Annotated in this window: 10 protein-coding genes; 1 reads left to right on the top strand and 9 read right to left on the bottom strand. The window is 55.3% G+C overall.

The annotated features are described in order from the left end of the window. Positions 1 to 32 precede the first annotated feature (32 nt). Entirely contained in the window at positions 33 to 1,910 is a 1,878-nt protein-coding gene (locus tag AC2FC2_RS04630; protein WP_490307526.1) for a diguanylate cyclase domain-containing protein, read from the top strand. 114 nt (positions 1,911 to 2,024) lie between these two features. On the opposite strand, the gene AC2FC2_RS04625 is transcribed toward AC2FC2_RS04630, so the two are convergent. The 9 genes from AC2FC2_RS04625 to AC2FC2_RS04585 form a co-directional block, all read right to left on the bottom strand. Beyond that, entirely contained in the window at positions 2,025 to 3,056 is a 1,032-nt protein-coding gene (locus AC2FC2_RS04625) for a HoxN/HupN/NixA family nickel/cobalt transporter (RefSeq protein ID WP_490658844.1), read from the bottom strand. 1 nt (position 3,057) lies between these two features. Then, positions 3,058 to 5,355, bottom strand: a complete 2,298-nt coding sequence (gene hypF, locus AC2FC2_RS04620; protein ID WP_490658843.1) for a carbamoyltransferase HypF — start codon at positions 5,353 to 5,355, stop codon at positions 3,058 to 3,060. A 97-nt stretch (positions 5,356 to 5,452) separates the two neighbouring features. After that, a complete protein-coding gene (gene fdhF, locus AC2FC2_RS04615) occupies positions 5,453 to 7,609 on the bottom strand; it encodes a formate dehydrogenase subunit alpha (protein WP_209633411.1) in 2,157 nt (718 codons plus the stop codon). Between the two features lie 11 nt (positions 7,610 to 7,620). Continuing rightward, positions 7,621 to 8,163, bottom strand: coding sequence for an electron transport protein HydN (gene hydN, locus AC2FC2_RS04610; RefSeq protein ID WP_209633413.1), 543 nt, complete (start codon positions 8,161 to 8,163; stop codon positions 7,621 to 7,623). 161 nt (positions 8,164 to 8,324) lie between these two features. Next, complete coding sequence (gene hycI / locus AC2FC2_RS04605; protein WP_490658942.1) at positions 8,325 to 8,795, bottom strand: hydrogenase maturation peptidase HycI; 471 nt, start codon at positions 8,793 to 8,795, stop codon at positions 8,325 to 8,327. Further along, a complete protein-coding gene (locus AC2FC2_RS04600) occupies positions 8,788 to 9,204 on the bottom strand; it encodes a formate hydrogenlyase maturation HycH family protein (RefSeq protein WP_209633415.1) in 417 nt (138 codons plus the stop codon). The genes hycI and AC2FC2_RS04600 overlap by 8 nt, the downstream gene beginning before the upstream one ends. Then, complete coding sequence (locus AC2FC2_RS04595; protein ID WP_209633417.1) at positions 9,201 to 9,998, bottom strand: NADH-quinone oxidoreductase subunit B family protein; 798 nt, start codon at positions 9,996 to 9,998, stop codon at positions 9,201 to 9,203. The genes AC2FC2_RS04600 and AC2FC2_RS04595 overlap by 4 nt, the downstream gene beginning before the upstream one ends. After that, positions 9,995 to 10,540 (bottom strand): formate hydrogenlyase complex iron-sulfur subunit, encoded by a 546-nt coding sequence (locus AC2FC2_RS04590; RefSeq protein ID WP_209633418.1) that lies wholly within the window; start codon positions 10,538 to 10,540, stop codon positions 9,995 to 9,997. The genes AC2FC2_RS04595 and AC2FC2_RS04590 overlap by 4 nt, the downstream gene beginning before the upstream one ends. A 12-nt stretch (positions 10,541 to 10,552) precedes the next feature. Continuing rightward, positions 10,553 to 12,256: a hydrogenase large subunit gene (locus AC2FC2_RS04585; RefSeq protein ID WP_490658842.1), complete on the bottom strand. Its 1,704-nt coding sequence runs from the start codon at positions 12,254 to 12,256 to the stop codon at positions 10,553 to 10,555. Positions 12,257 to 12,263 lie beyond the last annotated feature (7 nt).

Below are 12,263 nucleotides of genomic sequence, written 5' to 3'. Positions count from 1 at the left end.
TCGCCCAGGAACAGTCATCCGGAGCACAACACATGTTCGAGCCATGTTTTCCAGAGAATGAAGCCGAACGTTTGTCGGTTTTGAACTCGTTGAATGTACTGGACACGAATGCGGTAGAAAAGTTAGACCGCGTTACGCGGTTAGCCGCCAAGTACTTCGGCGTCAGCATTGCCTTAATTTCGTTGATCGATCGTGAGCGTCAATGGTTCCTGTCACGCTTTGGTTTGGATGCCCGCGAAACCCCTCGCAACATCTCATTTTGCGGTCACGCCATTTTGCAACGAGACATGTTGGTCGTGCCCGATACTGCAGCCGATCCCCGGTTCTTTGACAACCCGTTGGTCACCGGTGGGCCAAAGATAGGCTTCTATGCTGGGCAACCCTTGCGTTCACTGGACGGTCTGCCGCTGGGTACACTCTGTATTATTGACGGACACCCTCAGACATTCTCTTCGGAGATGATGCGCGACTTACGCGATTTTGCCGCCGTTATCGAAGAATATCTGCACAGTATTGAGCGTGACATCTATACCGAAAGCCTGAGGTCAAACCTACAGCGTACAGAAGCGTTATTTGAACAAACCTTTTCTCAGGCAGCCGTGGGGATGGCGCTTATCTCACTGGAAGGATACTGGTTGCGCGTCAATCCGCGAATTTGTGAGATGTTGCAGTATTCGGAACGGGAACTGTTGGAGCGTACCTTCCAGGACATCACGCATCGCGATGATCTAAACACCGACCTTGGGTTGTTGAAACAGCTATTAGCCAATGAAATCGACACGTATTCGATGGAGAAGCGCTATATCCGCGCGGACAGCTCAACGATTTGGGTTCAGCTGACCGTTGCGCTCAATCGTTTACCGAACGGAAATCCGCATCACTTTATTTCTGTCATTGTCGATATCAGCGAGCGCAAGGCGGCAGAAGCCGATCTTTATTCACTGCAACATGAACTCGAAGACCGGGTAGAGGCCCGTACTCGGGAACTTAAGGTTGTTGTGACTAAACTCAACCAGGAAATTGCAAATCGAGCGCTCACCGAGCTGCAGCTCAGTACTGAAAAAGAGCGCCTGCGGGCGATTACCGACAATATGCCGGCGTTGGTCAGCCAAATTGATGCCGATGAACGCTATCTTTTTGCTAACAGCGCTTACAAAACCTGGTTTGGTCTGGAAGAAGAACGTCTTAAAGGCATGACCGTGCAAGCCTTTATGGGCGAGAGCGCATATGAAATGGCGAAACCCATGATTGAGCTGGCGCTGCGGGGGCAAACGGTGAGCTTCGAGAATGAACTGCAAACACGCCAGGGCTCGCTGATGATTCACACCACGCTGGTACCCAGTGAAACCCGAGGCTTCTATATTCTATCAATGGATATTACCGAGCTTAAGCGGTTACAACGGCGGTTGGAGTACGATGTCTCTCATGACATGCTGACAGGCTTAACCAATCGGCGCGCTTTTTTACTTCGGTTAGGTGCAACCTTACAAGCGTGCTGCCCACAGCAACAGATGGCGTTGCTGTTTATCGATCTTGATGGTTTTAAAAACCTGAATGACAGTTTTGGTCATGATTTTGGCGATCTTATTCTTAAGACCTTTGCTGATCTGCTCAGTGCCTGTGCAGGTCCCCATCACAGCGTTTCGCGGCTTGCCGGCGACGAGTTTACGGTTATCCTCTGGCCGCTGACGCAACCTCATCAGCAGGTACGCGCCTTTTGCGAGTGTGTATTGGCAGCGTTAGCGGCAACAGAACGGGTCGGCAATCAAAAAGTGTGTCTCTCAGCCAGTATCGGCGCAGCCATATCCCCGGGGGGCAATATTACGGCCGAGGCTCTGCTGACGAGAGCAGACGATGCTATGTATCGTGCGAAATCTGCGGGCAAAGGAACCTATGCAATCCGTGAGTGATGGGGATCAAGCATCACGATCAGAATACCCAATAAAATGGAGCCCTGAGTTTTTGTGTCATTAGGTAGGGAAGTGACAGCCTCTGTCGGTGATGACGAAGCTGTCGATTGAGTGCTAAACGGCGAGCGAATCATAATTTTTGCGGCGGTAATTAATCGCGGACCATGCCCACAGCACCACAAACAGTGCGATGGCGGCGTAACCGACGCGCCCCATATTGTCATTGAGGATCTCAATACCGTGCCACAGGCCGCCTTGTAATCCCAGCTTGTCGGCCAATAAACCCAAACCTTCCAATCCACCAATCACCAGGGCGATGACCACGCTGGTTGCCGTGATGGTCATGTTGTAATACAGCTTGCGGATCGGTTTGTTGAATGCCCAACCATAAGCGCCGACCATCACAAAATTATCCAACGAGTCAATCAGCGCCATGCCACTGGCGAACAGCAATGGGAACACCATGATTGACCAGACTGACATCCCAGAGGTTGCACCGGCTGCGGAGATACCCAGTAAACCGACCTCAGTGGCAGTATCAAATCCTAGGCCAAACAAAAAACCGACCAGATACATATGCCAGCTTTTATTCACCAGATTAAAGGCAAAGCGATACAAACGCGTCATTATGCCGCCAGTGCCGCTCACCAGAAGATCAACATCCTTTTCCCGTAGTGTCTCACCGCGCTTTACCTGGCGGAATATGCGGTAAACATCACGAAAAATCATCCAGTTTAACAACGCCATCGCCAGCAGGAACAAGGAGGAGATCAATGTCCCCAACGTGGCGCCGTATTGATGCAACCAACCTATGCGATCGCCAAAGGCCAATGAAGTGGCGGCAATTGCAATACACGCCAGGATCACGATGCTGGAGTGCCCCAGGGAGAAAAACGCCCCGATGGAAATCGGACGTTGGCCTTGTTGCATCAGTTTACGTGTAACGTTATCTATGGCCGCAATATGATCGGCATCTACGGCATGGCGCAGGCCATACCCATAAGCCAGTATTGCAGCGGCGATCAACGTAGGGTGATGGCTGAAGGCAAAAAAAGCGGCGGCCCAGGCCATCAGGTTCAGGATCACTAACGCCACTAATAACCAAAATGCGCGGGTATGGGTATGGAAAAAAGCAGAGTTTAACATTTTATATCCTGTCAATATGTGAAGAAGAAACCGGGGAGCGCTGGGCACAGGCAACCAGTGCCTGACCAAAGGCCAGCCCGCCGTCACCGGCAGGCAGTTTCTGTGGCAGTAACACCTGCAACGGTGCTAAATGAAACTGCAGCCGTTGGCGCAGTAAACGGTTATGCAGCACGCCGCCGCTTACCGCGACATGCCGAATGCCGTGTTGAGCAGCAAAATGTTTCGCCATATGGGCAAATCCTTGCGCAAGCGCATCATGAAACGCCCAAGCCTGTTGCGGGGCGGGGGCATGCCAGTTCAACCATTGCTGCCAGAACACGGACAAATCCAACTGATGGCCACGAAGCGGCAACGTAACCGGGTGGGCGCAAGGCTCGCTTTGGTGGGCAACTGCCTCAAAAATGCTGGCCGCTTCGCCCTCCCAACTTTGCTGTGCGGGTGCATAGCCCAGCGCCGCTGCCGCGGCATCAAACAAGCGGCCGCAGGAAGAGGCTAAAGGGGCATTAATGCTGGCGTTAATCGCATGCAGCAGCGGTTGCCAAGGGATTGCTAATAACGGCTTAGCCTGAGGATAGCGTTGCCAGTCCGGCACGAAACGCGCAAAGTGCGCGAGCTGATTACGCCAGGGGTGTTGCGCGGCGAGATCGCCACCCGGCAACGCGACGGCTGGCAGCCCCCCCAGATGACGGCACCGACGGTAATCCACTAACAGGCACTCTCCGCCCCATAAGGCACCATCCTGCCCATAACCGAGACCGTCTAGCGCCAGACCGATCACGGCATCGCCGTCTAATTTCCAGTGGTGTTCGGCCAGGCAAGCGGCCAAATGTGCATGATGATGCAACACCGGGATTACCGGCAGCGATTGCTGCGCGGCCCATTGATGGCTGACATAACCGGGGTGTGCGTCACTTGCCAGCCGCTGCGGTTGGCAATGATATAGGCCGATGAAATGTTGCATCGCATGTTGCCACTGTTGCTGGATATCCTCCCGCTCCAACTCGCCAAAATGGGCGCTGAGCATGGCGTTATGTCCGGTTACCAGGCAAAAAGTATTTTTGCGGTCGCCACCTACAGCCAGCAAGGGGGGTTGAGACGGAAAACCGGGCGGTAGCGGCAGGGCATCAGGAACAAATCCGCGCGCCCGGCGTAACATTTCATGGCCATCCGGCAGCAAACGGACGAGAGAGTCGTCCGCCCGTTGCAGGATTTCGCGATCGTGCATGAGCCACAAATCGGCTATTCCAGACAGGTCGGACAACGCCTGCTCATTGGTTAATACCGGCGCATGGCCTGCATTATTGCCAGAGGTCATCACCAGCGGTCTTTGTATTTCTTGCATCAAGAGATGCTGGATCGGATTGGACGGTAACATTAAGCCCACTTCACCCAGTTGTGGGGCAATGGCGGTGGACAGCGGTGCGTTGGCGTGCTGCTTCACCAGCACGATAGGGGCTGCCGGCGAGGTCAATAAGGCCTGTAGCTGTGCCAGGTCAACCCCCGTCGCACAGCGCGCCAGCCAATGGGGATCCGGTAACATCACTGCCAGCGGTTTGCTCGGTCGCCGTTTACGCAGGCGAAGACGTTCGACGGCCTGGGTGTTGGTGGCGTCGCAGGCCAGATGAAAACCGCCCAGGCCTTTGATGGCCACAATGTCCCCGGCAGCCAGGGCAACGGCGGCCTGTTGCAGTGCCGCGTCGCCCCGATGCTGAGGGGCCCCTTGTGCCTCGCAGCAGAACAACGCCGGCCCGCAATCGCCGCAGGCCACCGGCTGAGCATGAAAGCGACGGTTTTGCGGGGAGTGATACTCTCGCTTGCAGCTAGGGCAGAGAACAAATGGTGCCATGCTGGTCGCCGGGCGATCATAAGGCATAGCGCGAATAATGGTAAAACGTGGGCCGCAATGCGTGCAGTTGATAAAAGGATAACGGTAACGCCGATCTTGAGGATCGTTCATTTCCTGCAGGCATTGCGGGCAGGTTGCCGCGTCTGGAACGACATGCGTTGCCAAAGAACCGCATTCGCTGGAACGGATACTGAAGTCGCTGGGCGCGTGTAACCAGGTAAACGGCCATTGCTGGATGCGCTCGATCTGCGCTAAAGGCGGAGCCTGTTGGTGCAATACGTGTAGGAAAACCGCCAGATCAACGGGGTGGAGCAGACGAATTTCAACGCCTGCACTGTCGTTCCAAACCTCGCCGAACACGTTGAGCTGTTTGGCCAGCTGCCAAACAAAAGGTCGGAAGCCGACGCCCTGTACTTTTCCACTGACACGTAGCAGTAATCCGGGATGGGACATTGTTGATTACCTTCTGCGGGGGCTGTTGGTCGGCTCCCGAAAAACCTCTTCCTCAAGGGGGCAGTCATCCACTGCTCCCCCTGACAATCATGGGGCGTTACATCACGTCTTCAGCCGCACGGCGCAGACGGGCTTTCATGTCGCTGTAGCTCTGTTGCGCATAGTTTTCTGCCCAGTTTTGATCGGTGATCGCGTCAAGTTTTACCGCACAGTATTTGGTTTCCGGCGTTTTGGAGATCGGATCCAGATTCTCCTGGGTGAGCTCGTTACAGGCGCCAATCCACCACTGGTAGGTCATATACACCGCCCCCAGATTAATACGTGCGTTATAGTTGGCGCGGCTGATCACCTTGCCGCGGCGTGAACTGACCCACACCAATTGCTGATCGGCAATGCCCAACGCAGTAGCGTCTTGCGGATTGACCTGCACGAACCCGGGTTCATCGGCCAAGGTTTGCAGCGCAGCGCAGTTACCGGTCATTGAACGGCAAGAGTAGTGGCCGACTTCACGCACGGTACACAACACCAGTGGGTAGTCGGCATCTGGGATTTCCGCGGGTGCACGCCATGCAGTGGCAAATAATTGGCCTTTACCGGATGGCGTGGTGAACTGGTTGCCTTGATACAGATAAGGCGTTCCCTGACTTTCCAACGTGGTACAAGGCCATTGCACATGGCCAAGCTCGCCCATTTTTTCGTACGTGGCACCGTAAAACAGCGGGCAGAGTTCACGCATTTCGTCCCAAATCTGCTGGTTATCATCGTAATGCATCGGATAACCCATTTCGGTGGCCAGCAAACTGATGATTTCCCAATCCCGTTTGACGTTGTATTGCGGCTCGATGGCTTTCTCGAAACGTTGGAACCCGCGATCGGCGCAGGAGAATACGCCGCCATGCTCACCCCACGAGGTGGACGGTAAAATCACATCGGCCTGCTCGGCGGTTTTGGTCATGAAGATGTCTTGCACCACCACAAAGTCCAGCCGCTCGAACGCGCCACGTACCAGGCTGAGGTCGGCTTCTGTCTGCAGCGGGTCTTCACCCATGATGTAGTAGGCTTTCACTTTGCCTTCATGGACCAAATGCGGGATTTCGGTAATGCGATAACCGACGTTGGGATCCATCCTGGCGGCGTCAATGCCCCAGGCCGCGGCGAATTTGGCACGGACGTCCGCGTCAGTTACGGCTTGATAGCCAGGGAACTCATTGGGCAGTACGCCCATGTCACAGGCACCCTGAACGTTGTTCTGCCCGCGCACCGGCCCGACGCCCACGTTGGCTCGACCCAGATTGCCGGTAAGCAGCGCCAAGCTGGCGAGGCCTTTGACCACATCGACGGCCTGACCGAATTGCGTCACGCCCATCCCCCACATAATGGTAGCGGAAGGGGCACTGGCGTAGGTTCGCATTGCCTGACGGATCTGCTGGGCGGTGACGCCGGTGAGGTGTTCGACCGCCTCTGGGGCGTAGTCCGCCAACTGTTGACGGTAAGCTTCAAATCCCTCGGTGTATTTGGCCACGTAGTCGCGGTCATACAGATTTTCTTCAATCAATACATAGGCGAAGGCATTCACCAACGCCATGTTGCAGCCGTTCTTGATTTGCAAATGCTGATCTGCGATACGTGCGGTTTCAATACGGCGCGGGTCGCACACAACAATTTGCGCCCCTTTTTCTTTGGCCTTCAGCACCCGGCGCGCCACGATAGGGTGTGAATCGGCACAGTTATAACCAATGATCAGCAGACATTTGGAGTTTTCGATATCTCCTATGGAGTTGCTCATCGCGCCGTTACCCAGCGTAGCCTGCAAGCCTGCTACCGAAGGGCCGTGGCAGACACGGGCGCAACAGTCGACGTTGTTGGTGCCGATAACTGCACGGGCGAATTTCTGCATGACGTAGTTGGTTTCATTGCCCGTTCCGCGTGATGAACCGGTATGCATGATCGCACTGGCACCGTGCTTATCTTTGATCTGTTGTAGCCGTTGCGCGGTATAACGAATCGCCTCATCCCAGCTGACCGCCTCAAACTTGCCGCCTTTCTCTCGGCGAATCAGTGGCTGGCTCAGGCGAGGGGTCAAGAGTTTGGTATCGTTGAGAAAGTCCCAGCCGTAATACCCTTTCAAGCACAGCTCACCTTGATTGGTCACGCCGTCAGCTGCCTCGGCGCGGATGATTTTTCCGTTGTCGACCACCAGTTTCATTTTGCAACCTGCACCGCAGTAGGGGCAGACGGTTGTGATTTTTTTCATCGGTTCAATTCCTAAAACAGTGACGACATAGTGTCGAGAGCAGCGCGACGACGTTTCTCGGCGTTCATTTCCTGCAGCATATTGCGATCAACGCAGTGCAACGCATTGGTTGGACAGGTTTCCATGCAGGCAGGGCCGCTATCTCGCCCGATGCACAGGTCGCATTTGTGGGCTTCGGCTTTTTCCGTCGTCGCACTCATCATGGCGCCGTTTTGGCGGATAACCGGGCGGGTGAGCACCTCCATTGCGCCGTAAGGGCAAGCGACAACGCAGGTTTTGCAGCCGATGCAGCGTTCTTGCATGACCAGTACCATGCCGTTGGTGCGGCTGATGGCACCATTGGGGCAAACGTTGGAGCACGGTGCGTCTTCACACTGGCGACACAGTACGGCGGTACTGACGTTGACGCCTTTGATCACATGCAAGCGCGGGGCGAAGCTGGCGGCATTTAGCGCTGAGATATCCTGGCTTTCACTGTGCGCGATCACACAGGCGATCTCGCAGGTACGGCAGCCGATACATTTTTTAGGATCGGCGATGATAAACCGGTTCATCAATAACTCCTGGATTACCCTTCATTTTGGTCAGGCAGTAGAAACATCGTGCCTTCGTTTAGGCATAAAGCATGCCAATAATTAAAATTCTTTAAAAACATGCAATTAGTGAATTTTGACGACATGGACGGCGGCATATCGACATAAATGACGATATCGCGTCAGACATTCGTCACCACCAGTTGCGGATAGCCGCCCTGGTGTGGCCAGGCATGCAGCCGCTGGTGCAGCGTGGTCACCGCCTGTTGCACTGCCGCGCCGATGGGGTAGTAAAACGCCACCACTTCAGGTTGGATGCCGATAAATGTAATGTCAGGGATATCTTCACGCAGTTGGTCGATCAGGAAATTGAGCGGGAGGTTATGCGTGGTCATGATGAACATGGCGGCAATGTCTTGCTCGTCGATCACTCGGGTTTCTCCCGGATCCAGTCCCATATCGGTGGCATCGACAATCACCAATCGGTCAGGACGCAGCTCGCGGATATGACCGATGTCATTTTCCGGCGCTGCGCCGCCGTCAATCACCGTCCAACCTGCAGGCGGGTGGTTGCCACACAATTGCGCCAACAGCGGCCCGGCGCCGTCATCACCCATCATGCAGTTACCTACACACAACAGAACATCAGTCATCATGCCTCCGAACCATCAGATAAATGGCAGGCTCGTTTTCGATCGATTGCAGCAGGGCGATCAGCCGTTGGCTCCAGTCTTGCTGCTCTGCATTCATCTTCGGAGCAGCGGCATCCAAGGCAAGGGCTAACAGGTGGGTGTGACTGTTGTCGATACAGATTTCACCAAAGCGATCGACACCTTCCAGTTTGCGCCGTGCGGTACTGCCAGCCGGCAGTTGGGCCACCCACGCGTGGAAACCGGCTAACGGGCAACGGAGTTTGGCTTCCAGACAGTCAATCACCCCCAAATGGTGACCAATGGCCAGGCTGTAATAGATCACCTCTTGTGCTTTTGGCGGGGCTTTTTTCTCCTGCACAAATTTGCGGCTCAGGGAGTAAAAGACCACCTGGGCCTGAGAACCGGTCATAGTCGTAACTCCCCACGCAGCACCCGTTGATAAAGACTGAGCAGGTTGCCGACAATTTCGTTCAGGCGCAGGTCGTCTTGCTGTTGCAGGTATGCGGTAACCCGTTGTTCGACTGGGAGCGCGCTGTCTGTCACCAGCAATTGCATAAAGTGGTCGGCGATTTGGCGTCCATAGCGGTAACCGGCCATCCGCCGCGCCTCCCGATCCAGCAACACTCGCAGTGGTTGAGGCAGTTCAGGGTGCAGCAAGCGTGTCGCTTCCCCCTGAGTTTCATCATGCTGACGGCCTTTGATTTTCTGATCCAACAGACCGAGCGCCATGGCGAAACCGTAAATGGTTGCCGCGGGCGTTGGCGGGCAACCGGGGATATAAACGTCGACCGGTACGATGCGGTCGGTGCCGCCCCATACGCAGTAGAGATCGTGGAAAATACCGCCGCTGTTACCACAGGCACCGTAAGAAATGCTGATTTTCGGATCGGGCGAGGCCTGCCAGGCGCGAATCGCAGGAATGCGCATGGCCCGCGTCACCGCGCCGGTAAACAGCAGAATGTCGGCATGGCGTGGTGAAGGAACCACTTTAATACCAAAGCGCTCAGCGTCGAATAGGGGTGAAATGGCAGCGAAAATCTCAATTTCACACCCATTGCAGCCGCCGCAATCCACCCGGTAAACGTAAGCTGAACGGCGGATATCCTTTAGCAAGGTGGATTTCAATTTGGCGATACTGTCGTCGAGAGTGATTGGCACAGGCAGGCCATTCTCATCGCGTGGACCAATCAGCGGCTGATTCATGACATGACCTCCCGGGTCAAATGACGGCCAACGTCAATACGATCGGCCTGGGTCAGGTTTTGCTGTTGTTTGCAGGCCGGGCAGGTTTCAAACTGCTGGCGACGGGCGGCTATTTCTGTACTGCTCACCCCAAGCAGCGCAATGGCATAATCAATCTCCTTTTGCGATGCATACGGCTTGCCGCATTGCCGACAATGGCAGATAGCGAAGTCGGCGTGTTCGTACAAATCCTCTTTACGCCACACCGCCAATTCGAACTGCTGCGAAAGCCGGATAGCCGCGGTCGGACAGACCTCTTCGCAGCGCGCACAGAAGATGCAACGCCCAAGAAACAGCTGCCAACGCACCGTGCCGCTGGTCAGATCGGTTGACATGGACAACGCATTAGACGGACAGGCGTTAGCGCAAGCCCCGCAGGCAATGCATTGCTGCGGGGTGTATTCAGGTTTGCCGCGGAAGTTTGGGTCGATGGTCAACGGCTGGGCCGGGTAGGCAAGGGTAGCGGGACCGGTTTTCAGTACTTTTTTAATCAATTTCAGCATGATGGGCTCCGGTTAGAACGGTTTGTTTTTCCGTTCGATGCCATAACGCTCAATCTCTTTGTACGGCACGATGACGGACTGACGTTTACGCACGTCGACGATGGTCATGCGATCGGTACAGGAGTAGCAAGGATCCAGGCTGCCGATGATCAGTGGGGCGTCAGAAACGGTATTGCCGCGCAGCATGTAACGTAGGGTGGGCCAATTGGCATAGGTCGCGGCACGGCAGCGCCAGCGGAATAATTTTTGGTTATCGCCGGTCATGCTCCAGTGGATGTCATCGCCACGCGGCGCTTCGGCAAAGCCCAGGGCAAAGCGGTGGGGGACATAGGTGAACCCGTCCACCGCCAAGGGGCCGGTTGGTAGGTTTTGCAGACCAAATTCGATGATGCCAAGCGAGTTGAAGACCTCGTGAATGCGTACCTTGAGCCGTGAATAGACATCACAGCCGTCCTCCACGCACAATTCCACCGGCAGTTTGGCATAGCCGGCAAAGGGATGTTCGAGGCGAGTATCGCGACGGTGACCGCTGCCACGGATCATCGGGCCTACGTTGCTGTAGTCACGAGCGACCTGAGGATCAAGACGGCCAACGCCTCGGCTACGTTGTTCAGTATTTGGCGTACTGAGCAAGATATCGACCAAATCCACCAATTCACTGCGCATTTGCGCCGCCAGCCGTAAGGTTTGCAACATGTCGTCTTTTAAAATATCGCGACGGATGCCGCCAATCAGGTTCAAGCCGTAGGTTTTACGCGCACCGGTCAGTATCTCGGCCATTTTCATTGACTGTTCGCGTACCCGGAAGAACTGCATAAAACCAGAGTCAAAACCGACAAAGTGGCAGGCCAGCCCCAAATTCAGAAGATGGCTGTGCAAGCGCTCCACCTCCAGCAGGATCGACCGGATCATCTGGGCGCGTTCCGGTACCTGAATACCCATCGCGTTCTCTACCGAACTGGTGTAGGCCACGCTGTGGGTAAAACCGCAAATGCCGCACACCCGGTCTGACAGGAAAGTCACTTCGTTGTAACCCATGCGGGTTTCGGCCAATTTCTCCATCCCACGGTGTACGTAGAACAGACGGTAATCGGCATCGATGATGTCTTCACCGTCGACGAACAGCCGAAAATGGCCGGGTTCATCCGAGGTGATATGCAAAGGGCCGATCGGCACCACGTTGGCTTTGGCACCTGCCAGGCTCTCAAACGGGTAGGTTTCCACGTCGGTGGTGGGCGCGGGGCGCTGGCGATAGTCCATGGCGTCTTTGCGCAGCGGATAGAGATCGTCCGGCCAGTCGTCCGGCAGGACCAGTCTGCGCTCATCCGGCAGGCCTATTGGGCGCAGGCCGTACATGTCGCGCACTTCGCGCTCTCCCCAGACCGCCGCAGGAACCCGTGGTGTCACAGAAGGGAACTCCAGTGTCTGGGCGTCTACCTCGGCCCGTACCGTGATCCAGCATGGGGTGTCTTTTTCCATCGACAGCACGTAATACAACGCGTAATTACCGCACAGCGTACGTTCGTCGTTGCCAAACAGCACTGACAACCAGCCGCCTTGCTGGTAGTACAGCCATTCCACCACGTCCGGCAGTGCGTTGAGTTTCACGGTGACCGTCAACTGATCGGCCGTTTGCCACTCGGCAGCCAGCATGGCAGCAGGGAAATGTTGCTGCAATGCCGCCAGGTAGTGTTGGCCTTGATGTTCGTTAGTCATTATTGCC

The sequence above is a fragment of the Serratia sp. CoH_122_TC_1 genome (genome assembly GCF_058191755.1).
The sequence above is the reverse complement of the archived record's forward strand: the minus strand, read 5'-3'. Positions and strand labels throughout refer to the sequence as shown.